We start from the raw sequence: 26,535 nt of genomic DNA on the forward strand, positions 1-26,535 counted from the left end.
TTCACCTCAGGCTAACTCACTTAAATATTCAACTGCTTTGTACGACATCTTCTGAATGCTCGGAATAGCTTGCTTTAGCTTTTTTTTAATTTCTTTTTCTTCTCTAATCATTTCATCGCATTTCCCGACTAGTCGCGCGCTATCGGATAATTCATCAATACCGAGTACCAGCTTCTCTTCACCGAAAATATCTTTGGCTATCCCTTTTGATTTGACGCTGTAGCCAAGCACCATAGTAGGTACATAATTGGAGTAAGCAGCAATCGTCGCATGCGTTCGGGCACCAATAAAAAATCTCATTCTAGCGATGTAGCCCTTATACTGAATAGCCGTTAAGTTGTCAGGTAGCAAAATGACCCTTCCTGTATGCTTAAAAGCTTCATAATAGCCACTTAATACTTCATTATCATTATTTCCGTCCATAATGACGTGAGGAGTAAGCGCAATGGTCATATCGGTCGTAACTAAAACATGCTTGATCAGCTCGTCTACAGCGGATTGCGATTGCTTGTTCCTTTTCCATACTAATGGACTGAAATTAAGCCCGATAGTATTCCCTTCTTGCCAGCCTATCGGCAGCTCCAGCTCCTCCTTCTCCATCGTAAAAGCGGGATCAGCGCATAATTTCACATTTTTCAGACCTTTGCTTACGAGCATGTTATAGGTTAGCGTCTCGCGAGGAAGAATCAAATCGAACAGCTTCAAATCCTCCAGCTTTCTCGGTGTCATATCCTCTTCTCCGATGGAGCAACCCCATAGAACAAGCTTCTTTCCTTGAGCCTTAACCCGTCGATCAATTTCATACCAGCCTGGCTGTTCTCCATAACAATAATTGTCGCCACCGATAGACAGAATGACATCCATTCCATTAATATTTTTGATAATATTGTGATGAATCTTCCCGAGCGCATAAGACTCATCCTTAAATAGTTTCACTCTTAATGCGGATATCATCCATTCATACGAGTACTTCTTAATTCTAAGATCGGAGCCATCATATATGCCGTCTAGCGTAGCAATTATTTTGTCCGTATCAGGCTTAGTTGAAGCTAAGTATACCTTCGCTTCGCTTATTCGTTCTTTTAAGATAGCTGTTGAAGAACGAACAATCGCTTCACAGCCCCTATTCTGGCTGCCACCGTGGGCAAACATCATAATCTTCATTACTTAACCCCCATTTTTCGCATTTCTGAACCTGCTGTACGCCGTTAGGAAATACAATCCCAATATGGACTTCCGCTCAATTTGGCGAACGATTAATTTCTTATATCTATCCAAAGAAATTCCCATTTCCCTATAGTAAATAGGTAGAGCGAGCTGCACTTGCTGATGACCAATCATCCTTCTGACATAACGTATTTGAGCAATGATCCCCATCTCTGAGGATGGCTTTAAATAAATATGGATATTGGCTATTACACTGTGAATAAGCTTTATCGATTTAAACTGATTCACTTTGAACCCGTCGATTAAGTCCATGTAACACTCCGGCAGTTCTGACTCATAAACCTCCAGCGCTCTTGAGAAATAATCCTTCCGTCCCATGCTTCTTGTTGCGCTGCCACTTACTTCCCTATAGTGATAGCCAGAGTAATTAATATATTTCAACGTTTGAATATGGCTAAAGAACAGCATATTAAACATGCCATCTTCTCCAAGAGCCACTTTTTCCGGAAATTTTAAATCATTTTTTCGTAATATCTGAAGCCTATAAATCTTATTCCAAACTGTATTCCATTCATCCGTTCTCAATAAGGCAGGCAGTACTTCTTGACGGATGAAGCTTGACGATAGCACCACATCTGACGGGATATCGTACTGAGTAATGACCTCATGACCATCCATTTCGCTTATAAAGTTGGAGAAAACAACATCACAATTTCCACAACAGGCTCCGTCATAGAGCAGTTCGAACATATCGGCGTCAATGTAATCATCCGCATCCACAAAGCCTATATATTGTCCCATTGCTGCTTGTATCCCCTTATTTCTAGCTACGCTAACACCTTGATTAGGTTGGTAAATGACGGTTATACGTGAATCTGTCTCTCGATAGCGCTCCACGATCTCAGCACTCCGATCCGTCGAGCCGTCATTTACAAATATAAACTCACATTCCTTAAGCGTTTGGCTAAGGAGGGATTCTACACATTCGCTTAAATAGGCCTCGCCATTATAAATCGGTACGATAACGCTCACCTTGATAGTCAACTGATACTTCTCCCTTCTGCTCCGATTAGTTCATAGAGCCTATTCAGCTCATAACCATTGCTATAATCATGCTGCTTGCAGTTGTCAGCTATACGAGCTCTAAGCTCATTGTTTAAATACAGCTTTTCGATGCCAGCTGCGATTCCTTCTACTGACAATTCTGTAATAAAGCCATCCCTTTCATGCGTAACTTGGCTGGCTGCCGTAGGATAATTGGTAATCACAATAGGCTTGCCAAGTATCTTAGCTTCCGTCACGGTTACTGCCTTCCCTTCATACCTGGAAGGCTGGACATATAAATCACATTCACTCATATAGGGATAAGGGTTCGTTTGCTTCCCTAGTAGAATAAAACAGTTTTCTAGACCGAAGCCTGCAATAAGCTTACGAATCATTGCTTCGTCACCGCCGTAGCCAACAATATACCAAACCAAATCATCATAGCCCTTATCTGCAAGCTGCTTCATCGCCTTGACCGCATTATCTATTCCTTTCGCATGCGACAATCTGCCTACCGTAAGCAGCTTAAACCGTGAATCTTTAATCATAGGGTTCGTATCTGCCGCTTCAGCAGCCATCGTACTAATGGAGGCTGGCGACATAATATTTTCCAAAACGACGACTTTTTCGTTCAGTGATCCATACTTCTCTAAAAATGATTGCTTGCAAGCTTCTGATACGGCCATAATGTAATCAAACTTGCTCCACATCTCCAGATCTAGCTTTGGGTTCGTAGCGATTGTAGAGAAATCGGTATGTATCCAAGCAATTTTGGTTGTTGCACTAACCTTCTCTGCCACATAGTAATGCGGCCAAAGATAGCTGATCGCTACATCGTAATGCCTTCGCTCTTGAGGAAGAAACGGCAGTGCATATTTCCACATTAATTGCATCTGATGATAGCCCGTATCCTCAATTCCCTTTATTTTTCCATTTAGAGCAGCATGAACCTTTGCAAGAATTCTTGAGATGCCTATGCCGTGCTGTCTATTTCTGAAAGTTCCTCCTATCGATTGACGAAAGGTGGCATACTGCGGTATTTCATCAAGAAGTTTAGCTTTGCCTGTCAGAAGGCTCATGAAATCTCCCTGATGCCTGTAAAGCATGAGATTCACATCATACTGACTGTAATCAAATTCATCCAGAAGGCCTGCGAGGCTTCTTTCTACACCGCCTACTTCCATATCATAGGAAGCAATCAATAGACTTTTCAATTCAGCACCCCCTTCATCTCTGCTCCTCTCTTAGGAGTAAGCTTGTTTTCGAGTTTTTCTCCAAAGCCATAAAAACGGGCGCAATGGGAAATATAAGAAATGAATAGGCTTTGGCAGAGGCAATGTCTTAGCATCCTCCGGGTAAGGAAAGAAGAAGCTGGCCATGAAGCGAACCCTTTGTCCGTTCGTTAGCAATGAAAACAAATATCTCTTATGGTAGGCATCCACATCCTTAGGAATAGGAGGCGTATGTAAATTAATCATTCTATGTACATAGAACATGGCATCCTCCGCTAGCCATTCCGCTCTTCTGCTTGTTAGAAGCGGCTTCATCTCTTCCCGAAGCGGTATAGATAGCAAGCGTGAAGCTAGGAACAGCGCCTGCCCCCCAAGATGCAAATAATGATGCTTCTTCAACAAACGAACAAGCTTAGGCCAATCCATTCTCTGATTAACTAAATATTTGATGTCGAGCAGCCAACGCAATCTGGACCAGCCATGTCTTGCGCCATGAGACACAAGGAATAGAAAAAGATCCTCCCGTCCTAAATAATAGATTGGCCGGCTAATTAAGGAGCTCACTCTTTTTCTTTCCCATAGCTCATCGAAGCATGGCTCCTTTGAAGGAAATGGATTTAGTCTCCAATGTACCTCTACCTTTATATCTTTTGTTGGATGATTAAAAATAATATGATGATGTCTCCACTTCCAATCATTCAATACACTTTCGATATAATCATCCTTCACGTAACCGAGCTCAATGAACAGCGCTTCAGCCTGCTCCAGCTCACTTAGCGGAATGAGCAGATCCAAGTCGCAAGAGGTGCGCAAGGATACATCTCCGTACAGGTCTGCTGCAATAACGGGACCTTTAAGAAATAACGAACGAATGCCTTTATCCGTTAACGATTTTGCGAGCTGCTCCATCTCTCCGGACAACGCCAGCATTTGCAGCGTATTTCGATAATAATCTCGATGAAACAGCTGCTTGACAAAGGTTGGTATACCCTCGAATCTCCTAGCTTGCATCGTTCTATTTATGGATGGAAAGACTCGATGATGCCTCGCCAACTTAATAAATTGATTCCAGTCTGCTTCACGCAGAAGCTCACTAATCTCAAACGTAAGATCAGCATCCTGGTCCATTGCGAGGAGCGCAAGGAGCAATCTCAGCTCGCTAGTTAAGTCATGCGTATGGACAGTGACATCGTTATTCATGAGTTTCTCCTTCATTTCGATTATCCAATAAAGAACAAATCCCTTATTTTTGTTCTATAAAAAGAACACATGTACAGAATACCACCTCTTATAAATTATGTCAATTCATAAGAAGATCCTGTATAGTTAGTAAAGATGATTTAAAAACTGATAAAAATGATAGAGATCATTGCAACAATGTAAATAGAAATAGGAGGTCTACGCTTTGCAAAATATTATTGTTTATGGTGCTGGAGGTCATGCAAAAGCAGTTATTGATACCATAGAAAAAGCATCTCTGTATCGAATTATCGGCTTGTTGGATGGATTTAAAAAGCCTGCACTTTGGTTTATGGCTATGAAGTGTTGGGTGATGAAGCTTGAATCAATCATAGGCTAAATCATCGCAGTCGGAGATAACTAGCTCCGATCTAAAATTGCTGCGTGTATTGTAACCCTTCATCCTGACTTCACGTTTATACGTGCAATTTATCCTTTTTATTCCATAGAAAAAACAGTCGTACTCGGTGCCGACAGTGTCATTATGACCGATTCTGTTGTTAACAGCGATACTTTGAGTGGCGAACATTGCGTGCTATACCCAAATACATCAGTGGGTCATGACTCGGAACTTGGAAGCTTTGTTACACTAGCTCCAAACACAGCAACAGGAGGCAACATCCATATTGGCAATTATTCTGTCATTTCCATAGGAGCAAATATCATTCACAGCCGAATGATTGGTGAGCACACTATCATTGGTGCAGGTTCAACCGTTATATCCGATATTTACTCTTTCCAAGTTACTTACGGAACACCTGCTCGGGCCATTCGAACTCGAGAAGCTGGAGAGCGATGTCTCTGATAACTGGATTTAGGCCGTTTGCGCAGATTGGCTGCCGCAATTATTCAATACTTCATTTATGCAATCCACAACTCTGACTTGATCAACAACCGACATGCTCGAGCCTGACGGCAAGCAAATACCCGTTTTAAATAGCTGCTCGCATACAGCGTTATCCTCGGAATGAGCATAAAATCTTGCTCCTGTGAATATAGGCTGCATGTGAAGCGGCTTCCATACGGGACGAGCCTCAATGTTTTGTTCCGCCAATGCTTCAAGCAACATAGGAATAGTTACTCCCGTTTCTTGCTCATTAATGGTCATAGCAGTTAACCAGCGATTGGATTTGGAGTATTCCAGCTCAGGCATAAAGTGTATGCCGCTCCGATTCAGGAATGCTTCCTCGTATTTTTTGAAAACCGCCCTTCTTGCTTCCACTCGCTCGTTTAGTACCTCTAGCTGAGCCCGGCCTACAGCAGCAAGCAAGTTGCTCATGCGATAATTATATCCGATCGTGCTGTGCTGATAATGAGGTGCAGTATCTCTAGCTTGAGTCGCTAAGAATCGGGCTTTCCTCAATAATTCCACATCATCGGATACAATCATTCCACCGCCCGAGGTTGTAATAATTTTGTTTCCATTAAACGAAAAAATACCAAATTTGCCGAAAGATCCGCTTTGTTTTCCTTTATATGTAGAACCGAGCGACTCTGCTGCATCTTCTATAACGGGTACATCATATTGATTACATATCGTCATTAATTCAGACATTTTTGCGCTTTGTCCGTACAGATTAACCACTATGACTGCTTTCGGCAGCCAGCCCTCCTTCAAAGCATCTCTTATGGCCAGCTCCAGGGCTCGCGGGGACATATTCCATGTTTCAGGCTCAGAATCAATAAAGATCGGCTCTGCCCCTAAATAGCAAATCGGATTAGCGCTAGCAACGAAGGTAAAGCTGGAGCAAAATACTTTATCTCCATTTCTTACATTTAACAATTGTAGAGCTAAATGAATGGCAGCAGTTCCCGAGCTTACTGCTGCTGCATCCTTCACATTTGTATATGCAGCAATTTCTTTCTCAAACGCATCAATATGCGGACCAAGCGGTGCTATCCAATTCGTATCAAAAGCCTCGTCAATATATTTTCTTTCATTTCCACTCATATGCGGTGCAGATAATAAGATCTTATTGTTTTTTTCTACAGACACGTCTCCACACATCCTTATTAAAAATAATAGCCGTCTTGAAGCCATACGCTGCTTCAAAACGACCTTATGCTTCAAGCTTATTTACGGTACCTTCAAATACAGGCATCGTTACATAACCTTCATTGCTTATTCCTTCGGATCGAATAACCTTTTTTACGGTTAAAAGCAGTATTTTTAAGTCCAATAATAGACTGTGGTGCTCCACATACCATACATCAAGCTTAAATCTTTCTTCCCATGAAACTGCATTTCGTCCATGTATTTGAGCCCAACCAGTTATTCCCGGCCTTACTTGATGGCGCTTTGCCTGCTCTTCGGTGTAGAGTGGCAAATATTCCATTAGGAGCGGACGCGGCCCGACTAGGCTTAGTTCGCCTTTAATAACATTGATGAATTGCAGAAGCTCATCCAGACTGAATTTCCGCATAAAGCTGCCAAATACAGTTAGTCTAAGGTGGTCCGGAAGCAATTCACCGAAGCTATCCTTCTCATCCGTCATCGTCCTGAACTTATATACAAGGAAAGGCGCGCCATGCAGTCCTGGACGCTTCTGCTTGAATACAATCGGTGAACCCAATTTAAGTCTAACCAATATGCCGGTGATTAGAATAGGCAGCGATAAAACAACCAGCAATAAGACTGAAACAACGAAATCAAATAAACGCTTTATCATAAGTTCGGACTCCTGATTTTGATTAGGGTTTTGGTTAGTGCGACGACAGCATATCTCTCATTTTGGAAATTACTTTTGGACCGACAATGCGGCTTACTACTCTTTTCACATTTCCTCTTATTCTTACATGCGCTGGAAGCCAGGATTGTGCGAAATGATGGATAGAATGGCTTTCATTCGTTATGTAGTTGCCACCATTGATATAATCGTATGGACTGAAATATGCTCTTGGATAGAATGTTACTCCATTGCTCAGCACCTGGTATTCGCCATTTTGGATAAGACCGTGCTTTGCGCAAATTTTTGTAATAACCGCGGTATTCGTCGTTGTATCCATGGAACCATCTGGAAGAAGGAAACTTCTGTTAACATAATGATCCAGTAACTCCTTGATCCAAAAATGGTCTTTCACAGCCCCCATCGTACCGGATTGAAGAAACTTCTGGTCCTCGAACCCGGAGAAAGCATCATGCTGCAGAAAAGGATCCAGCGGCTTAATCACTTCAACATCCGTATCTAAATAAATGCCTCCGTACCGCTGAAGTGCGTGTAGACGAACATAGTCACTGACGAATGCATATTTCCTTGCCTCATAAGCCTCCTTCACATACCGATTGGAGGAAATATCGAAATTATTCTCATTCCACTCCATAAATTGATAACCGCCTAAATACTTTTCCCAGCTTTTCATGCATTTGATCATCATTTTTGGCTTCTCTCCTCGTCCAAACCAACAGTAATGCACGATACGAGGAATTTGCTCAGCAGTACTCATAGGATCCCCCTTTAGAATGGCCATACGATATAATTGCTTTTATAACGAATATCCAATGTAATAACGCTCTCGAAGAAGAAATAGCAAAAATAAAAAATCAATATACAGAAATAAACCAATTTTTGATCTTTTTCTCGAAACAGCTTCACAATCCAACCAAATAAGATGAGCTGATACAGATTAAAATAAATGTTCATTCTAGCAAATATCCAGTTCTGAGTTGAGATAATCAATAAAACTAAGCCTATGATCGATAAATTGACGATAATATCGCTTTGCGGGAATATTTCCTTGAGCTTATGCCTGCCTAAATAAGCAATAATCAGCGGAATCGCAAAAACAAAAACCCGAATACTGTTAGCGCCGCCTTCATGAAAGCTTTGGTACTCTGAATATTGCGTATTTTGTATAGCAGAGAACAGCATATCCGAAAACTGATTGAAGCCGACTACGATTATAATAGCTAGAATTAACATCACAAAGGTTGACGCTGTCCATGCTTTTCGCCTTACGATAAAGTAGATTGGGATCATAATTAATGCGCTTTGATGAAGAAAGGAAGCAAATAAGACAATGATCATATAGGTCTTCCATTTGCCCTCAAATAATGCTTTAGTCGCCACAAAAACAATTGCTGCCGCAAGAAATTGTCTGAGTCCATTCATCGACACAACAAAAGCACCTGAAGTGATATAGACGTATAAGCTAAGCTCAAGCATTCTAGAATACTTATACATCACGATTACAATAAGCAAATTTGTTACCAAAGCTGTTGTAAACAATAAGATTTGCGGATCATCTGAAATCCGCTTAAGCAGCATTTGCAGTAATCCGAACCCAATGTCCTTTCGCCGAAGAATGCTTTCCAGATCGTATTTGTCTACTTCGTATGAATGGATGTAGAAGACCGTATCTCCAATATTGTTCCGCAAGCCTGATACAAGAATAAGCGTCACAGCTGCCGCTCCAGCCAGTATTTTGTTCGGATGAGGAAATTTGGGCCCTATTCTGACAGGCACCGAGTAGAATCTCGCTACCCAGGCAAATAAAAAAACAACAATGAGATTAAGCCAAAGGATAGTCATTGGTCGTCCCTTTCGCTATGTATCTCGTTCTTGTTTTGTATACGATATAGCAGTAAAGCAAAGCACCTGGAATGACCGCAAGCATCGTGAGCGCTTTGCGTGGCGTTTCCTTCAGCCAGCCTTTATTTTTGGACAGAAGACTGCTTGAAACATAATGAACAGCCTGCCTATATTTGAATACATTGTTTCCAAATGGCAAGCTCATCAAAGCTTTACGATAAAAAGCAAAGCCCTGCGGGTTCCTCCGATATTGGCGAAGCATATTGCGAGACGAGCCGTCAGGCAAATATTCGACATGGACAAGCACCTCATTCAGAAGAAGCAGCTCATAATGCTGATCCAAGCAATGATACTTATAGGCGAGTCCTACATAGTTCTCTCCTTCAAAGAGCGGATAAGGATATTGCTTCGTTAATGCGGTACGGTAAACCAGCTTCTTATCGCCGATAACACCATGCTTATGATACAAGTCGAACAAGGTTGAAGATGTGAGATGAGTCGGTAAATCCGATCCAACGATCCTTCCATCCGTATAGGCATCCAGACCAACCATGCCGCAAACCTTATCGCTTCCTTGCTGGCTCCATAAAGCTATTATTTGCTCCACTGCATCATCGGGCATATAATCATCCGAATCAATACATACGTTTAACTCTGTAGCAATATGCTCATAAGCCGTATTATGAGCGCCATGCATACCTTGATTCTGTTGACGGATGTATTGAATAGAAAGCTGCTGCTCGGTTTTCCAACGCTCCACCAATGACTCTGTTCCATCACTTGATCCGTCATCAATTATTAACCAATCAAAATCCTTGCACGTTTGCCGCTTCAAGCTTTCATACAATTGATTCAAGCAATAGGCCCTATTATATGTGGGTGTAAACACGGTCAACAGTTTCATGTGTCACCTCGCAATGAGATAAATAGTAATCCGCTATCAAATGAGCCGTTTGTTTAATGTCGTAACCTTTTTCAGCCAATGCATCGGAAGGGATTATTCGAGATTGATATTTATCCAGAACAGTAATCTGCTTTACATAATCGGCAGTATTCTTAATAGATAGAAACTGAATAAGTCCTATACCCATATCCACCTCATCTGTTACGTGGTTTGAAACAAGACAAGGTAATCCTGAAGCTTGCGCTTCAATTAATGTGATACCTAGCCCCTCATGATGAGAAGGAAAAACTACAACATCAAACGATTGAACAAGTCGTTCAACATCGCTTCGAACGCCAAGGAACTTTACTTTGTTAGTTAACTGAAGCGCCTGTACCTTTTGTTCAATTTGGAGACGCAACGGTCCATCACCAGCGAGGAGCAGTACACTATCTAAACATTCCTTTTGTAGTTCTTTAAAAATATCTATTAGAAAAGTATGATTTTTCTGATAGGCAAATCGGCCTACATGACCTACTACTAGTGTGGAATCGTCAATGCCGAGCTCCGTTCGAACTTCTAAACGGGTTTCGGCAGAGTAGGAAAAGCTATCACATTCAATTCCATTTTGCAAAATCAGAGCAGCTTTGGCCTTACCAGCGAATAGCCATCTTGCAGCAACATTTGTACAAGCCATATAATGAGTAGCGGATCTAGCGATATTAGTTCCGGCATACCACTTGTATAGTTTCGCAGCGAATCCGCCTTCGCTTTGTGTATTATGGCTGTGAGCAATCCTGAACGGAATGCTCGCAAGGCGGGCGGCACGCAGAACAAATCCGCTCATTTTATCCATGTGGGAATGGACAATTTTATAGGACGCATGCTCCTGAAAAAATTGATTCATTGCTTGGATATAACCGTTATGACCAACCTCTGACAAATAAGGAATACGATGAATCTTTCCTCCGAGCTCCAGGATTTCATCATCGAACACGCCTGACTTACAGGTTAGGAAATCAAACTGTACCTTGGAACGATCGATATGGCGATACAAATTCATAATTAATGTTTCAGCGCCGCCTCGATTCATATTAACAACGACATGTAGCACTCTTATTGGACTGCCCACTCTATTAATCTCTCCATTTCTTCCTCGGAATGTTCCATTAACGACTTGTATATATCACTGAGCTCTCGGGAAACTTGTGCTAATGAATATTTTTTGACCATATCCACGCTTTCTGTACCCATACGCTGCCGGAGCTCGTCAGAAACGCTCAGTTGAAGCAGTCTGCTTGCAAAGTCGAATACTTGATCATGTTCAATAATAAAGCCATTCAAGCCCGAGGACACTAGCTCTGAATGTCCTCTATTATTTGTTGCTACAATAGGCAGTCCGCAAGCCATTGCTTCCATCATATTAACGGGCAAGCCTTCGCGCAGACTGGATGCCACTGCGACATCACACATAGGCAGCAGCGCTGCAATATCATCACGTTGACCTAGGAAATGAACCATAGACGCAACGCCCAGCTGAGCTGCGAGCTTACGTAATGGCTCAAGAAGGGGGCCTTGGCCGGCCAGCAGCAACTTCAATTGCGGTACTTGTTCTTTTATTAGGGCGATCGCTCGAATGAGCAGCTGTTGGTTTTTGTTTTTGTTCAATTCTGCTGCATAAAATAATATAAAATCATCGGTACGATAATCCTGTTCCTGTCGCAGCCGCCATTTTTCAATTTTTTGAACCGGTTTGTATTGCATTGTATTTACGCCTACGCCATGTACGTGAGCGATTTGTTTCGCTTTAAAGCCTCTGCTCGCAGCCAGCGAATAATCCTCGCTATTAATTGTAATGAGACAATCCGTATAAACCGACAGCTGCTTTTCAATCGGATAATAGATTAACCAATTGAGAAGCGAGGCGCCTTTGCAGAAATGAAAGCCATGCGCCGTATAGATTACTTTTGTGCCATTCCTTCGAGCAGATCGTGCTGCCAAACGGGTCAGCACTCCGGCCGTCGGCGTATGACAGTGAATTATTTGATAGTCCTGCTCATTCATAATTTCTTTTAATTGTTGGTAGGCTTTTCTATTATTCAAGCTCAGCGGTGAACGCTCGATCGACAAATGAAACCTCTTATCAACAAAAGGGAGGTCCAGATCACCTTTCGCGGCGACATGAACCTCCCAGCCCTCCTGCTTAAACCATTCCAAGATTGGCAAATGAAAAGCCTTGAAATGATAATCAACGGTAGCACAAAATAATATTTTATTAGGCATAGGTACCTTCCTGTTTATTCATGATTTACGCACGCCTTCCCTTTCAACCATTTGCGTCAAATAGTCTAATAATTCATACCTTAAATCATTGCGCTGCAGTGCAAATTCAATCGTAGTCTGGATGAAGCCCATTTTCTCACCCACATCATAACGTACACCATCAAATTCATACGCATATACAGCTTCCGATCGATTTAATGCCGCTATCGCATCTGTGAGCTGTATTTCTCCACCTGCGCCCGGCATTTGATTGCCAAGTATATCAAATATGGCTGGATTCAAAATATATCTTCCCATAATAGCCATGTTAGAAGGAGCGTCCTCTCTTGCTGGCTTCTCAACCAAATTTCGCACACGATGGAACGCTTCCTCCATTCTGGTTCCGTCAACAATGCCATATCGAGAAACGGACGCCTCCGCGACACGCTGTACCCCTATAATAGAAGTATGATATTGTTCATACTTCTCAATCATTTGTTTTATACAAGGCTTTTCTGCAGAAATAATATCATCCCCCAGCAGAACAGCGAACGGCTCATCACCGATAAACTTTCTTGCGCACCATATAGCATGGCCAAGACCCTTAGGCTCCTTCTGGCGAATATAGTGGATATCGACCATGTCAGAAGATTTCCGAACCTCGCTCAGCAATTCGAACTTATGCTTCGCTGTAAGAATTTGCTCCAGCTCCAATGAATTGTCGAAATGATCCTCAATGGCTCGTTTTCCTTTTCCCGTTACGATTATGATATCCTCTATGCCCGATTCTATCGCTTCTTCTACAATGTATTGAATAGTCGGCTTATCAACAATTGGCAGCATTTCCTTCGGCATCGCTTTGGTTGCAGGGAGAAACCTTGTTCCAAGGCCTGCAGCGGGGATGATTGCTTTTCTTACTCTCATATCATTCATCTGCTCCTTCTTTTTTTATCCTGTAACGGAAACGAAATCTGGTAAAATGACAACATTATTCGCCAAATCAAGCAGATGCACACGCAGTTCCGCTTTATTCATTCCGCCGAAATCTCTAATCAGCTCTTCAATTTTCTCGAAAGGCACCTCAAAGGATTTGCCTATGTATATTTTCGGATACACCTGCTGCTCATCCATCTCATGATCTTTGAGCATTTCCTCGAACAGCTTCTCTCCTGGCCTAATACCCGTATAATGGATGCCTATATCTTCAACAGCATAGCCTGACATCCGTATCACATTTTGTGCCAAATCCGTTATTTTTACGGGATCACCCATATCCAGCACAAATATTTCCCCGCCCTTGGCGAGCGCGCCTGCTTGAATGACGAGGCGAGAGGCTTCAGGAATGGTCATAAAATAACGCACCATATCCGGATGAGTGACCGTAATCGGCCCACCCTTCTCAATCTGCTTCTGAAACAGCGGGATTACGCTGCCACGGCTTCCGAGCACATTACCGAACCGGACCGCCACAAACTTCGTTGTGCTTAGCCGATCCATATGCTGAATAATCATTTCCGCTACTCTCTTCGTCGCTCCCATCACGCTTGTTGGATTAACCGCCTTATCCGTCGAAATCATTACAAATGTTTCAACCCGGCTTGCGCTTGCCGCTTTTGCGGCATTTAATGTTCCAAGCACATTATTTTTGAAAGCTTCCTCTGGATTTCTCTCCATGAGGGGCACATGCTTATGTGCTGCAGCATGATAAACAACCTGTGGACGGTGAACTTGCATAACAGCCATCATTTTCGCAGCGTCCTGCAAATCAGCTATTTCCGTAATAAATTGAATTTTTGTATGTCCGTAGAGCTCTCTGAGCTCCATCTCAATCGAGTAAATGCTATTCTCACCATGACCAAGCAAAATGAGCTTTTCCGGCAAAAAACGGGATACTTGCCGGCATACTTCTGATCCGATCGAGCCTCCGGCACCCGTTACTAAGACAACTTTCTGAGTAACATAACCAGAGATGCTTTCAATATCCAGCTCCACGGGCTCCCGGCCTAATAGATCCTCAACCTGAACATCACGGAATTGGCTGACCGATACTCTGCCGGTTGCCAAATCCTCCAGCATCGGGATAATTTGTGTTTTTGCTTTTGTTTTGGCGCATTCGGTAAATATCGTATTCAGCTCTTTTTTTCTTAACGATGGAATAGCAATCACAATGCTGTCAATTTTATACTCGCGCGCTACCTTCTCAATGCTGCTTACGCCGCCGACGACCGGAATGCCCATAATATCTAAATTCCGTTTATTAATATCATCATCGATGAAGACGATTGGTAGTAATTCTTTATCGCTATTACTGAGCAGCTGCCTTACAAGCATCGTGCCTGCAGAGCCAGCCCCAATAATTAGCGTCCGCTTCCGTTGACCTTCATGCTTTAAGAAGCCCCCTCTGAACACTCTCCAACAGAGTCTGGAGCCTCCAATGAGAAGCATATGAATCATCCACGTTACGGCTAATAATCGGAAATAAACATCCTGCATGACAAGCTGCTGCATAATCGCGGCAGTTATTATAGAGAAGGTAACCGCCTTAGTTATAATGAACAGCTCGCCAACACTTGCATACTCCCATGCCTTTTTGTAGAGCTTGTAATACAAGGAAAAGAAATGATGGCTGAGCAGCAACGTAACCGAACAAATAACGATAGGCATAGTGACAACATGAATAGTTGCATCTAGTAAAAACCTGCTGAAATAAATAGATGTTAGAACAATAAGCGAATCAATTAAAACCAAAAATGACAATCTTTGTCGATATGTCAAAACCATTTCACCCTTTCTTGATCTTGGACTTTTCCTTGTCATGCATAAGTGTTTGGATCAAACACCCTATTAAAGTGTTTAACTAAAAGGTTTTAATCAAAACCTTATAGTTAACTACTCTAATCTCAAAAAATAGGGCATCTAACCCCCCCTCACACCACACTCTTGACGACTCGCGTCTAAGGCTTCAACTAACCCACAGCATGGCCGAGTGCCTCCATTGATAACGGTGAGGAGACATTACCGAAAAATATTGGTTTTTGAATAGGATCGTGCTTTATAAAGAACAATCAAGCGTAAAAAAAACGCTATCCGATTGCGATCTTCAAACGCTCTTCTTATTATTAAGTATGACACCAAGAATATTGGCTTTGGCGAACAGGAGTGCACGCTTTGCTTCCAATGCCTGTTCTTTCCCTGTTTTTCCCGTATGGAGAAGCAGAAGCACGCCATCGCACTTGTCTACTAATGCATTGGTATCCGGCACGCCAAGCACTGGCGGGCAATCCAGCAGAATCATATCATATTGTTCAACAGCATATTCCATAACCATGTTCATAATTGCAGAATTCAGCATCTCAGTCGAATTATAAAGCCGTTGTCCGCTTGGCAATATATCGAGACCTTCGACCTCTGTATTATAGATAGCCTCACGGATTTCGAGCTGTTTTCCCAAAATATTCGATAAACCTGGTGCGAGCTGTACATTAAATATTTTATGAATCGTTGCATTTCTGAAATTAGCATCGATGATCAACACTCGGTCGCCACGCTGTGCCATACATATCGCTAAATTAACAAGAGCAGTCGATTTGCCCTCACCCTCAGAAGGTGATGTTATGAGAAGCGATTTCACCTTCTGCCCATTAGAAGCGTATTGAATATTATTCCGAATCGTTCGGTATTGCTCTGATATCGTGCCATGAGGTATGTTATAAGATAGTATGCTTCGATTTATAAAGGATTTCGACGTTTTTTGCCGTTCACGAACCAATAGTTTCACCCCGCACTGCAATGTTCTTTTGTTTTTTGGACCGTTTAGCATAATCTTTTCGTTTCATCTTGGATACATGTCCGAGCATCGTTAAACCTAGCAACTCCTCGACCTCACGCTCTGACTTAATAGAGTCGTCTAAAGCATCTAGCAACAAAATCAAGCCTATACTCATAATAAAACCAATGAAAAAGGCAACGAACACGATTCTATTACTTTTCACATTAATGTTATAGGAATTTTCTTCAGCCTTGGTCAATACACGAATATTGCTTACACCAAGCGTATCAGCAGCTACCTGCTTGTATACTTCTATGCTTTTGTTGGCAATATCTGCTGCCATTCTAGGATCGAAGTCTACAACTGAAACAACCGTTACTAAAGATCCATCTACGCTGTCTGCTCGAATTTGATTTCTTAATTCATTCACGGAACGGTCCAAGCCAAGCTCATCAATGACTTTCGTTAGAACGATCGGCTCCCGAAACATAACCTTGAGCGTACCCATTAAATCCTGAGAAGCGGCTATAATTACGCGGGATGAAGCAGCATATGCGGGTGTTACTGGTTTAGAATTGTATAGAACCCCTAGACCCGTAAATAATGAAGTAATAATTAAAATCACCCATATGCGTTTTCTTAACAACGAATAAATAGCTCTGATATTGATTTCTTTCCCATTTTCCTTCTCGATTCTAGTTGCTTGCTGCTCTTCAAATTGCTTTCCATCCAATTTACACACCTGCTCATCATGTTTTTTATAAAGAACAATATCATAATATTAGTTCTTTATATAGAACGTGTCAATACATGTTTCTGTTTTTATTGATCATTAGTTGTCATTGTCGATATGAAGAATAATAATATTCGATGTTTTCTTTTTCTCGTTGATAGATGCATTTCTCTCAGTCATATTCTTCTTCCATAAATTTGATCGTATCAAGTCCTTCAATACTTGAAAATCTCCCTTGCTCATTCCCTCTTCGACAGCGTTCTGTATAATCGAACGCCATTCATCATCCAATAGGTCATTCTCATGAAGCTTTGGTAAAGATTCATCTCCAAGCAAATACTCAATATTCGAATCCAGTGGTGCTGCAATTTTAGCCATGACCTGAAGTGAGGGGTTATTCTGCATATTGCGTTCGATGTAGCTCAAATAGGACTTAGAGACGCCTGCAAGATCGGCTAGCTTCGTTATCGAATAGCCTTTTTTTTCACGTAGACTTTTAATCCGTTCCCCGATCATATTTTTCTCCTTCAGCCAGATTAGATCTAAACGTCAAACAATGCTTATGCCTACTCATTGCCCGACTTTATAACAGACAATATGTTCATTTTAGTTCTTTAATAAGAACAGGTCAACATAATTAATTAAGAAATTAATTAAAAATACCCCTCAAAGGCTTTTCGAACCATTTCAAGACCCAACCCTCAAAGGCTTTTCAAACCATCAAGACCCAACCCTCAAAGGCTTTTCGAACCCTCCCAAACCCTCCCTTCCAAGGGAGGGCTCCAAGGGTTGCACCCTCTGGACTCCTGCAATTGGACTAACGTTGGCGTTGGTCAGATGCATTTTAAGATTCGTTTGTGTCGGAGCGCTTTATCCCTGCGGGATACGCTGGAATTTAGGCGATGTTACTTGGTTCGACGGTTGCTTAGGTGATAGGTTGGATGGTTGGATGGTTGGATGGTTTAATGGTTTGTGCGTTTTCTTGTTTGTTCATTCATTCCATAGACATTCAAACCCTTTAAAAACAACAAAAAGAGAGTCCTTCCGATGATCTAATGACCATGAAAAGGACTCTCTTTCATTTATCCAATAAGCGTTATTAAACTCTTAAACTCTAACTCTTCGAACTTCGTTAGTACAACTTCTCGATTGTACGCCCAGCAGCAGTTATCGAGAGCTGCGGAGACAGGCACATCGCACCGAATAGTCGCCAAATCACGAGATAAATGGAGCATTTCAAGATCCGCTTCAATTTTCGCACGAATCGTTTTGGATACGGCCTCTAAATTAGCGAGCAAGCCTTCGATGGAGCCATGCTCCTGAATGAGTTTATGAGCGGTTTTCTCTCCGATTCCCTTCACACCTGGGTAATTATCTGCTGTATCTCCCATAAGACCTTTAATATCTATAATTTGAATAGGTGTCAGCTGACGTTCCTCCATCAGGGTCTCAGGGGTGTATACCATATAATTGCCAATCCCCTTCTTCATAATGGCTACCGATACACGATCATCGACAAGCTGCAGCATATCATGATCACCTGTCACTACAAAAATATGAGCCTGATCCTTTAGCGCCGCCGCTAAAGTTCCGATACAATCATCGGCTTCAAAACCAGCGATTCCGATATTCGGCACATCAAAGCTGGCAACAACCTCTTTCACCAGATCAAACTGGGGTATCAAATCCTCTGGGGCGGAAGGCCGATTTGATTTGTAGCCATCGTATTGCTCCGTACGAAAAGTCGTACTTCCCATATCCCAGCAACAAACCACATGTGTAGGATTAAATGTGTTAATCGCATCCATGAAATAGCGCACAAAGCCGTGTACTGCATTTACGGGTACCCCTGCACTCGTTTTACGGACGCTGCCGCCAAAGGATGTAGCGAAATACGCACGAAACAAAATAGCCATTCCATCTACCAAAAGCAAACGCTGTTCATTCATAATGGATCCTCTCTTTCTTCATATCATATATTTATTGTCCGCGAATGAAGCTTCCAATCCTTCTAGCTGCTTCTCTCAATCGTTCTTCACTTTCCACAAGCGCAATCCTGACATAGCCTTCTCCCTCTGAACCGAACGCCTCGCCAGGGACGACGACAACTCCGGTGCGTCTGAGCATTTCCTGGGAAATTCGCCTTGAATTCCAAGGCTCGTCCATACTCCACTGCATAGGAGGCAGCTTTGCCCATATGAACATAGTTGCCTTCGGAGGTGCTACTATCCAGCCTTCAACAGCAAGCGCTGCAATAAATGTATTTCTGCGCTGTTCGTACAGCTTGCCTGCTTTCGGAGCAGCGTTAGACGCCATCGCTTCCTGAAGCGCAATGATTCCTGCTTCTTGAATTGGATCAAATATACCATAATCAATATTGGCCTTCAATTCACGCAATGCGCCTACCGCAGTTTTATTCCCAACCATGAAGCCAATCCTACAGCCCGCCATATTAAAGCTTTTGGATAATGAATGGAATTCAACTGCCTGCTCAATCGCTCCTGGTATTTGGAGAATGCTCGGCGTCTCGCAGCCGTCAAAGGCTAATTCGGAATAGGCTAAATCGTGAACAACTAATACACCATGCCTATGTGCCTTGTCCAAAAGCCGCTCAAAAAAAGCTAAATCAGCAATCGCTGAGATTGGATTATTCGGATAATTTAATAAAATGAACGTCGCTCTGTCCCAATCCGCATCTGATATGGCATCTAAGTCTGGCATATATCCATTTTCCTCACGCAATGGCATTAGTACGCTTTCGACACCGGCTAACGCCAATGAAGCAGCATAAATGGGGTAACCTGGATTAGGCAGCAAAGCCATGTCACCCGGATCACAAAGGGCCATTGCTAAATGTGCCAGTCCGTCCTGAGAGCCAAATAACGTAACAATCTCATTGGCCGGATCGACCTCTACCTGAAAACGGTGCTTCATCCATTCTGCCGCATGCTGTCTGAAGGGCAAACCGCTCTTGGTAGCAGGGTAAGCATACATATCACTTCTAAGTGCCGCATCACTAAGCGCTTGCCGAACAGCAGCAGATGGCGCTTGATCGGGACTGCCGATTCCGAGGTCAATAATGTCCATTCCGCCCTCTGCGGCAGCCATTTTCCAAGCTGCAACTTCAGCAAATATCGAAGACCCTAGCTGCGACAATCTGTCTGCTCTCCACTTCATTCGTGACATAAGCCCAATCACCCTTTTCCGTTGTTCCAAACTTGTTCATACTGCTCTTCCTTATAGCCCACAGTTACCTTTTGGCCATCTGTTACGATTGGCCGTTTGATGAGCATTCCATTCGAAGCAAGCAGCGCATACTTCTCATCCTCTGACATCGAAGCAAGCTTGTCCTTCAAACCAAGCTCTCTGTAAACATCGCCAGATGTATTAAAAAACTTCTTTAGCTCCAATCCGCTGTTGGCGACAATTTCCTTCAGCTCGGCAGCTGTTGGCGTTTGTTCGACGATATGGCGACTGTGGACCTCATTGCCCTTACTCTCCAATGATTTCACAGCTGATCTGCATGTGCTGCATTTGGGATATTGAATAATCGTTAATGAGTTTGGTTTGGTCATAGGTGTAGTACCTCCATGTTCAATGCGTTATAGCTTAATAATAATACAGCTAAACACCTTTTTGTTCGGAAAGAATTTGCTCTAGCAAAACGAGCTCAGGAGGAAGCGATGCACGCCATTCCATCCACTGCTTCGTCATCGGGTGTGTGAAGCCCAGAATCTCCGCATGAAGGGCTTGTCGTCCGACTGCCGTCTCCCACTCTTCTACTGCTCCTTGCTTTGGTCCGTACATTTTATCCCCGATCAAGGGACAGCCCAAATGCTGCATATGAACGCGAATTTGATGGGTTCGTCCTGTTTCCAGTTTTAATTGAACGGCAAAAGCCGCTGCTCCTTCGCTATCTGAACCAAACTGCCTCGCTGTCTCATAATGCGTAACTGATGGATACCCCTCGGGAGTCACGATGCGAATATGAGGCTCCTCTGGATTACGATCGATAGGCGCATCAACCGTTCCCTTCTCTGGAACAGGACTGTTATACACATAAGCACGGTATAGCTTCAAAATACCGTTTTTCTGCATTTGCTCCGACAACTGTTGATGCACGTAGGACGTTTTAGCAATGGCAACAAGACCCGAGGTATCCTCGTCAAGCCGGTGAACGGGCCGGAATCTGACTCTCTCGCCCCTCTGCTGCCAATGATAGACGACACCGTTTGCCATCGTTCCCGTATAATGTCCGTGAGTTGGATGTACAATCATACCAGCCGGTTTATTGACAATAAGTAAACTCTCATCCTCAAATACGATTTGAATGGGAATAGCTTGAGGCAAAATATCTTCAGAAACTTCCCGCTCCATGCGAACACGGATCACATCGCCTGCAACAACAGTTGCTGTTGTGTACGCTCGCACTTCATTTACAGTTAGTCCATGCTCCGTCTGCTTGACCTGAGACAGCAGCTTGCGCGATACGCCTAGCTGTCTCTCAAGTACAGTTCGTACCGTCTTGCCATGCTCCGCTTCGCTAACGATTGCGATTAACGGCTTATAATAGTGATGATCCAGTTGTTCTATCATTTTTTGGGTTTCCCAAACACATTTGCACTCCGAACATATTCGACATCCGGAACGCCAAGCTTCGCATTTGCAACTCTTGCAGCAGCAAAGAAAAAGTCAGACAGACGGTTCAAATAGGCCTGCACTTCGGGATTGGCTGAATGTTCAGCGGAGAGCGTAACAACCCTGCGCTCTGCACGGCGGCAGACTGTTCTGCACACATGCAGTAATGCAGACAGAGAGCTTCCGCCCGGCAAAATAAATCTTGTAAGCTCAGGCGCTTCCGCAATGTATTGGTCGATCAAGCCCTCTAACCGAATAGCAGGCTCCGCACTTATTTTCAAAGGAGCGCCTTCCTGCGCATAAGCAAGATCGGAACCGCAATCAAACAGCTCCTGTTGAATATCAACTAGCAGACCCTCCATCTCGGCAAGCTGCTCGTATTTAGCTGCTTCTGCTGCAGCTTGGCCAACGAAGCAATTAAGCTCATCAATTGTGCCATAAGCCTCTACTCGACTGTCATCCTTGCGGACACGCCCTCCTATTAACGATGTCTGGCCTTTATCACCCGTTTTCGTATATAGCTTCATACTATTTAGCCCCTCTTTCCGCCTATTTGGTTTATTCATGCAAACAGCAGGCCGGATACGCTCCTGACCTGCTGCTCTTAAGGTGAAGTAAGGATTAGATTCTAACCCTCTGTTTTTAATTTATGGACGAAATTCCCAATACGGTCCATAGCTTCAATTAGATTCGTAACCGATGTGGCATAAGAACAGCGAAGATGTCCTTCTCCCCCTAGACCGAATACATCACCAGGCACGGCAGCGACATTCGCTTCTTCCAGCAATCGCTGCGCAAACTGCTCGCTCGTTAATCCTGTTGAATCAATAGATGGGAATGCATAGAACGCGCCTTGAGGCTCATGGCAATCAAGTCCAATATCTCGGAACCCCTTCACTACAAGACGACGTCGCTGATTGTAAGCCTCAACCATCCGGTTCTTCTCTTCGAGACCGTGCTGAAGTGCTTCAAGCGCTGCATATTGTCCCATTATCGGTGCGCACATAACCGTGAATTGATGTATTTTGAGCATGGCAGCAATAATATCTGGATGTCCGCAGGCATAGCCCATTCGCCAGCCGGTCATCGCGAACGCCTTGGAAAATCCGCTGACGAGAATTGTACGATCCTTCATGCCAGGCATTGCAGCAAAGCTAACATGCTTGGAATCATAAGTAAGCTCAGCATATATTTCATCAGAAATAACGATTAGATCATTTTCTTCAACAATCTTAGCAATAGGCAGCCAATCCTCATAATCCATGGACGCGCCGGTTGGATTGCTTGGATAGGATAGAACAAGTATTTTGGAACGAGGCGTAATTACCGCTTGAAGCGACTCCGCCTTCAGTTTGAAATGATCCTTAGCATATGTCTCAATGCCTACTGGTTTTCCGCCAGTAAGCGCCGTAATTGGAGAATAGGAAATATAGCATGGCTCTGGAATCAGTATCTCATCTCCCGGTGTAATTAACGCCCGAAGCGCAAGATCGATCGCTTCACTGCCGCCCACCGTTACCAAAATTTCATCTGCAGGATTATAAGCTACTGCAAATTCATTGTCTAAATATTGACAGATCGCCTCACGAAGCTCAGGCATTCCCGCATTGGATGTGTATTGTGTTTTCCCCGTCTCTAGTGCATACACCGCAGCTTCCCTTACATGCCATGGAGTAACAAAGTCGGGCTCGCCTACGCCAAGAGTAATGACATCCTTGCGCGTGCTGACCAAATCAAAAAACCGACGGATACCCGACGGTTTAATGCCTCGAACGAGCGGGGATAAGTAATTGGCCATCGATTGCTGCTGCATAGGTGTGGAGTGTTTTTTTTCTTCATCTTTAATCATTGCCATCACCCTTTTTTCACGGCGAAACCATCAAGCGATGGTCACCTTCATGCTCCTCGAAGATAATGCCGTCTTGTTTGTATTTTTTAAGAATAAAAAATGTTTTGGTCGATAAAACTGCATCGATTGGCGATAATTTATTAGAAACAAAAGAGGCGACCTCTTTTAAGTTTTTACCTTCAACTTCAACACATAAATCATAGGCACCAGACATCAAATAAACGGATTTCACTTCCGGATACAAATAAATACGCTCTGCAATCCCTTCAAATCCGCGACCGCGTTCAGGCGTAATTTGAACCTCAATAAGTGCTGTTACCTTCTGGTCATCGATCTTGCTCCAGTTCACGACTGTCGCATACTTCACAATGACGTGGTCTTGCTCTAGCTCAGCAATCGTTTGCTTCACTTCTTCTGTTGAAACAGCAAGCATGGTTGCAATTAATTCAGCATCCCGTCGCGCATCCTCCTTCAGCAGATCTAACACTTTTAACTGTAATTCGTTCATTGTATAACTCCTTCCAGTGCGCGTGCGATTATAAAGAATATTTTACAACGAATTCGAGATTCCTGCAAACACCATATCATCGGCTGACGCCTTAATCAAACGGCATTCTTACGCACTTTGATCATAAAAAATAGTCTATTTGAAAGGAATGATTGCACATGCGCTTACAAAATAAAGAAAGACCCCGAAGGGTCTTTACATGTAATGCGGTTGATTTCCTTGATGCTGATTGAAAGCATGCTGTCCGTTTGGCGTATACATCGATTGGTTCTGCTGCTGCCCAAGCTTTTGCTGTAAAAACTGCTGGGTTTTTTGCTGAGTTTGCTGATATGACTTAGCTTGCTTGTCCAAATCCTGACGCAGTGCAGGAGAAGAGGTATTATACATATTTTGCTGTTTCATGGCTTCAAAGAGCTGGCCTTGAAGCGTCAATGTGCTGTTCATTAATTTCGTAAACATTTGCCGAATATCGGGGCAGGTCGATTCTGTAGCTGCCGTTGCATATTCGCGAACATTTCTTTTCAGATCGGCAAGCACTGTGCTTACCAAATCTTCCTCTGTTAAAATGGGCTGGTGCTGCTGATTCTGTTGTTGCTGCTGATACATAGTTGATGCCTCCTAGTCATTGGTGTAATAAATGTCCGATTTCAAGCTGCATTTATTGCGGCTGAGTAGGCGCAATTTGCTGATGGTGTTGTAAGGCATGTAATAAAGAATCATAATGATGTTGATGCGTCTGCAGCATCTGTGTACATAAATTCCGAAGTGAAGGTGTTGTGCCCTCCAACGCTACAACTGCACATTGCTTGATTTGTAAATCCTCGTTAGACATGCAGTCTACAACATACTCCAGTTCTTTTGCCGTCATTGGCTGTATCATTTGTTGGTCCTCCTTAAAAGTTTTTGTGAAGCAAAAACTTGCTTCGTAAGCATGAACCTAAGTTTTGTGAAGCAAAAACTTGCTTCATTTACTATCCATTATTCGTACCAAATGTATTATGACCCCATTTCCTTTATTTATGTGCTTGCTTCTTCTTAACAAAAAAAAGACTGCCTCTAAGCTTCATTCAGCTAAGAGAACAGCCTAATTGTTAAGGAATATGAACCGTCTTCACATGATCAAAGTGCAAAAAAACAGCGTCTCCGCTTGCGGAGGAGAGCTCGATTATACTTTGGTTGACGTTTTTTAAAACGCCAATTTTATTGGAATTCCCACCCAAGTCAAGTACAACAAATTCACCGACTAGCTTCCGCAGCTGTTGATCGAATGTTCTCGCGAGCGTCAATGGTGAAGGCTTAAGAGGAAACTGCTCTGGCGTTAACGTATAAGGCGTTACATTCGGATTGTAAGGAATCAAGTATTTCAAATGATGGAGAGAAATGATAACCGTATGATAGACGGGGGAATAAAAAACAAAAAAATCGTTCATAACAGTAGTCAAATAACCATGAATAGACTGATTCCCAGTAATATATATTTCAGAAAACATGCCTTTTGCGTTCATTAATATTTTCCTATATGAAATAGGCTCATTATAAGGTTCAAATGGCATTTCTGGTACGACATAGCTTTCTTCTTCTTGTTCAGAAATACGAAGCTGCTGAATATGAATCAGCGGAATATACAAAAATTGTGTTCCATTGTGCAGCACTAAAATATCTTGACCAAACTCGATCAATTTCCCTCGTACTGGAGCTGCTTTTCCTGAGATCTCCAACTCAACCTGCTGATCCAGCAGTTGATGATGATTTTTCATGCAATCAACCTCCCTTCATCCGTTTAGTTCATGAAACCGAGCGATGGTCCTAGACCATCGCCCGGTAAGCAATTAGCCTTTTGTAACGGAACGGCGAGTTGGTATAACAGAACTAAATGCAGATGCTTCGGCACGTTTTCTGCTATTGCTGCGATTGCCCCCAGAGCGGTTGCCATTAGTTTTGTTGTTATTTTTGTTCTTGTTGCCACTCTTGTTATTATTACTATTGTTGTTGCTATTGCTTTTGTTGTTGTTGTTGCTGTTGTTGTTGTTGCTGTTGCTGTTTTTATTTTTGTTGCCGCCAGATTGGTTGCGATTCACTTCTTTGATTGTTTTGATGTGGAATATTTGAATTTGTATAGCTTCATTACCTGAGACAAGCAGAATGGAATTTCTTCTCACTTCTGCAATGAAGCCTTCAACCTTCTCCGGACCTCCTGAATTGAGTTTCACGAATTTTTGATTTAAAGCACGAATGACTCCATCAAAGTCGCTAGCATTGATATAATTCTGATCGCGGCGACTGCCTAAACTATTGCTGCTTTTATTGTTTCCACTCTTATTATTGCTGCTGCTTTTATTATTGTTTCCGCTTTTGTTGCTATTATTTCCCCCAATCTCGGTAATGCTTTTTACGTGACTAGTCGCGATATAGATTATGCCTTCCATCGTGCTTAATACGAGATAGTCGCTTTTTACAGCAAGCAGCTTACCTTGAAGCATATCAGGCCCACCACGGTTAATTTTCACAAATTTACCTACTAAGCTTCGAAGATAGCTTTGGTCATTTTGGCTATTATTGCTCTTATTCTCGTTATTGCTTCTGCTGTAATGGTTGTAATTCGCGTTTTGAGCAGCATAATAACGGTCATCAAAAAGATAACTCATAAATAAATCCCTCCAATAATTTCATAATTACTAGATT

Annotated in this window: 28 protein-coding genes; 1 reads left to right on the plus strand and 27 read right to left on the minus strand. The window is 42.8% G+C overall.

Annotated features, from left to right (window positions below; genetic code table 11):
• Nucleotides 1-6 precede the first annotated feature (6 nt).
• Genes CEF13_RS21660 through CEF13_RS21675 form a run of 4 tightly spaced genes read right to left on the minus strand, consistent with a single transcriptional unit; the run spans nucleotide 7 to nucleotide 4,643 of the window.
• Nucleotides 7-1,164, minus strand: a complete 1,158-nt coding sequence (locus CEF13_RS21660; RefSeq protein WP_102713903.1) for a polysaccharide pyruvyl transferase family protein — start codon at nucleotides 1,162-1,164, stop codon at nucleotides 7-9.
• A gap of 3 nt (nucleotides 1,165-1,167) precedes the next feature.
• Complete coding sequence (locus CEF13_RS21665; protein WP_102713905.1) at nucleotides 1,168-2,211, minus strand: glycosyltransferase; 1,044 nt, start codon at nucleotides 2,209-2,211, stop codon at nucleotides 1,168-1,170.
• Entirely contained in the window at nucleotides 2,208-3,425 is a 1,218-nt protein-coding gene (locus tag CEF13_RS21670; RefSeq protein ID WP_102713907.1) for a glycosyltransferase, read from the minus strand. Before CEF13_RS21670 ends, CEF13_RS21665 begins: the two co-directional genes overlap by 4 nt.
• 30 nt (nucleotides 3,426-3,455) lie before the next feature.
• Nucleotides 3,456-4,643: a nucleotidyltransferase domain-containing protein gene (locus CEF13_RS21675; RefSeq protein WP_102713909.1), complete on the minus strand. Its 1,188-nt coding sequence runs from the start codon at nucleotides 4,641-4,643 to the stop codon at nucleotides 3,456-3,458.
• A 205-nt stretch (nucleotides 4,644-4,848) separates the two neighbouring features.
• On the opposite strand from CEF13_RS21675, the gene CEF13_RS28905 reads away from it, so the two are divergent.
• The gene (locus tag CEF13_RS28905; protein WP_166742746.1) at nucleotides 4,849-5,022 is read left to right on the plus strand and encodes a PglD-related sugar-binding protein; all 174 of its coding nucleotides are present in this window, start codon (nucleotides 4,849-4,851) and stop codon (nucleotides 5,020-5,022) included.
• 474 nt (nucleotides 5,023-5,496) lie between these two features.
• Here CEF13_RS28905 and CEF13_RS21685 read toward each other — a convergent pair whose 3' ends face one another.
• From CEF13_RS21685 to CEF13_RS28910, 23 genes are all read right to left on the minus strand, one after another.
• Nucleotides 5,497-6,633 carry a DegT/DnrJ/EryC1/StrS family aminotransferase gene (locus CEF13_RS21685; RefSeq protein ID WP_243864405.1) on the minus strand — a complete coding sequence of 379 codons (1,137 nt, stop codon included), beginning with the start codon at nucleotides 6,631-6,633 and terminating at the stop codon, nucleotides 5,497-5,499.
• A gap of 109 nt (nucleotides 6,634-6,742) precedes the next feature.
• Complete coding sequence (locus tag CEF13_RS21690; RefSeq protein WP_102716494.1) at nucleotides 6,743-7,348, minus strand: sugar transferase; 606 nt, start codon at nucleotides 7,346-7,348, stop codon at nucleotides 6,743-6,745.
• A 37-nt stretch (nucleotides 7,349-7,385) separates the two neighbouring features.
• Nucleotides 7,386-8,126, minus strand: a complete 741-nt coding sequence (locus tag CEF13_RS21695; RefSeq protein ID WP_102713913.1) for a glycosyltransferase family 32 protein — start codon at nucleotides 8,124-8,126, stop codon at nucleotides 7,386-7,388.
• 11 nt (nucleotides 8,127-8,137) lie between these two features.
• Complete coding sequence (locus CEF13_RS21700) at nucleotides 8,138-9,211, minus strand: EpsG family protein (protein WP_102713915.1); 1,074 nt, start codon at nucleotides 9,209-9,211, stop codon at nucleotides 8,138-8,140.
• Nucleotides 9,192-10,115, minus strand: a complete 924-nt coding sequence (locus CEF13_RS21705; protein ID WP_102713916.1) for a glycosyltransferase family 2 protein — start codon at nucleotides 10,113-10,115, stop codon at nucleotides 9,192-9,194. Before CEF13_RS21705 ends, CEF13_RS21700 begins: the two co-directional genes overlap by 20 nt.
• Complete coding sequence (locus tag CEF13_RS21710) at nucleotides 10,081-11,226, minus strand: glycosyltransferase family 1 protein (RefSeq protein ID WP_102713918.1); 1,146 nt, start codon at nucleotides 11,224-11,226, stop codon at nucleotides 10,081-10,083. Before CEF13_RS21710 ends, CEF13_RS21705 begins: the two co-directional genes overlap by 35 nt.
• Entirely contained in the window at nucleotides 11,211-12,377 is a 1,167-nt protein-coding gene (locus CEF13_RS21715; protein WP_102713920.1) for a glycosyltransferase family 4 protein, read from the minus strand. The genes CEF13_RS21710 and CEF13_RS21715 overlap by 16 nt, the downstream gene beginning before the upstream one ends.
• Before the next feature lie 18 nt (nucleotides 12,378-12,395).
• Entirely contained in the window at nucleotides 12,396-13,280 is an 885-nt protein-coding gene (gene galU, locus CEF13_RS21720; protein ID WP_102716495.1) for a UTP--glucose-1-phosphate uridylyltransferase GalU, read from the minus strand.
• 24 nt (nucleotides 13,281-13,304) lie between these two features.
• Nucleotides 13,305-15,131 (minus strand): polysaccharide biosynthesis protein, encoded by a 1,827-nt coding sequence (locus CEF13_RS21725; protein WP_102716496.1) that lies wholly within the window; start codon nucleotides 15,129-15,131, stop codon nucleotides 13,305-13,307.
• Nucleotides 15,132-15,456: 325 nt separating this feature from the next.
• Nucleotides 15,457-16,125 (minus strand): CpsD/CapB family tyrosine-protein kinase, encoded by a 669-nt coding sequence (locus CEF13_RS21730; protein WP_166742748.1) that lies wholly within the window; start codon nucleotides 16,123-16,125, stop codon nucleotides 15,457-15,459.
• Nucleotides 16,115-16,858, minus strand: coding sequence for a YveK family protein (locus CEF13_RS21735; protein WP_166742749.1), 744 nt, complete (start codon nucleotides 16,856-16,858; stop codon nucleotides 16,115-16,117). The genes CEF13_RS21730 and CEF13_RS21735 overlap by 11 nt, the downstream gene beginning before the upstream one ends.
• 99 nt (nucleotides 16,859-16,957) lie before the next feature.
• A complete protein-coding gene (locus CEF13_RS21740; RefSeq protein WP_102713926.1) occupies nucleotides 16,958-17,374 on the minus strand; it encodes a helix-turn-helix domain-containing protein in 417 nt (138 codons plus the stop codon).
• Between the two features lie 566 nt (nucleotides 17,375-17,940).
• Nucleotides 17,941-18,807, minus strand: coding sequence for a 5'-3' exonuclease (locus CEF13_RS21745; protein ID WP_208414394.1), 867 nt, complete (start codon nucleotides 18,805-18,807; stop codon nucleotides 17,941-17,943).
• A gap of 31 nt (nucleotides 18,808-18,838) precedes the next feature.
• On the minus strand, nucleotides 18,839-20,044 hold the full coding sequence (locus tag CEF13_RS21750; protein WP_102713930.1) for an aminotransferase class I/II-fold pyridoxal phosphate-dependent enzyme: 1,206 nt from the start codon (nucleotides 20,042-20,044) through the stop codon (nucleotides 18,839-18,841).
• 8 nt (nucleotides 20,045-20,052) lie between these two features.
• Nucleotides 20,053-20,433, minus strand: a complete 381-nt coding sequence (locus tag CEF13_RS21755; RefSeq protein ID WP_102713932.1) for an arsenate reductase family protein — start codon at nucleotides 20,431-20,433, stop codon at nucleotides 20,053-20,055.
• A gap of 49 nt (nucleotides 20,434-20,482) precedes the next feature.
• A complete protein-coding gene (locus CEF13_RS21760) occupies nucleotides 20,483-21,454 on the minus strand; it encodes an RluA family pseudouridine synthase (protein ID WP_102713934.1) in 972 nt (323 codons plus the stop codon).
• Nucleotides 21,451-22,023, minus strand: a complete 573-nt coding sequence (locus tag CEF13_RS21765; protein ID WP_102713936.1) for a cob(I)yrinic acid a,c-diamide adenosyltransferase — start codon at nucleotides 22,021-22,023, stop codon at nucleotides 21,451-21,453. The genes CEF13_RS21760 and CEF13_RS21765 overlap by 4 nt, the downstream gene beginning before the upstream one ends.
• A 101-nt stretch (nucleotides 22,024-22,124) precedes the next feature.
• Nucleotides 22,125-23,345 (minus strand): aminotransferase class I/II-fold pyridoxal phosphate-dependent enzyme, encoded by a 1,221-nt coding sequence (locus tag CEF13_RS21770; protein ID WP_102713938.1) that lies wholly within the window; start codon nucleotides 23,343-23,345, stop codon nucleotides 22,125-22,127.
• A gap of 16 nt (nucleotides 23,346-23,361) precedes the next feature.
• Entirely contained in the window at nucleotides 23,362-23,853 is a 492-nt protein-coding gene (locus CEF13_RS21775) for an Lrp/AsnC family transcriptional regulator (protein WP_102713940.1), read from the minus strand.
• A gap of 195 nt (nucleotides 23,854-24,048) precedes the next feature.
• Nucleotides 24,049-24,459: a spore coat protein gene (locus tag CEF13_RS21780; RefSeq protein ID WP_102713942.1), complete on the minus strand. Its 411-nt coding sequence runs from the start codon at nucleotides 24,457-24,459 to the stop codon at nucleotides 24,049-24,051.
• 52 nt (nucleotides 24,460-24,511) lie between these two features.
• Nucleotides 24,512-24,733 carry a spore coat protein gene (locus tag CEF13_RS21785; RefSeq protein ID WP_102713944.1) on the minus strand — a complete coding sequence of 74 codons (222 nt, stop codon included), beginning with the start codon at nucleotides 24,731-24,733 and terminating at the stop codon, nucleotides 24,512-24,514.
• A gap of 211 nt (nucleotides 24,734-24,944) precedes the next feature.
• Nucleotides 24,945-25,610 carry a DUF2642 domain-containing protein gene (locus CEF13_RS21790; RefSeq protein WP_102713946.1) on the minus strand — a complete coding sequence of 222 codons (666 nt, stop codon included), beginning with the start codon at nucleotides 25,608-25,610 and terminating at the stop codon, nucleotides 24,945-24,947.
• A gap of 72 nt (nucleotides 25,611-25,682) precedes the next feature.
• A complete protein-coding gene (locus tag CEF13_RS28910) occupies nucleotides 25,683-26,498 on the minus strand; it encodes a hypothetical protein (protein WP_166742750.1) in 816 nt (271 codons plus the stop codon).
• Nucleotides 26,499-26,535 lie beyond the last annotated feature (37 nt).

The sequence above is a fragment of the Paenibacillus castaneae genome, from assembly GCF_002884445.1.
Taxonomy (GTDB): domain Bacteria; phylum Bacillota; class Bacilli; order Paenibacillales; family Paenibacillaceae; genus Pristimantibacillus; species Pristimantibacillus castaneae.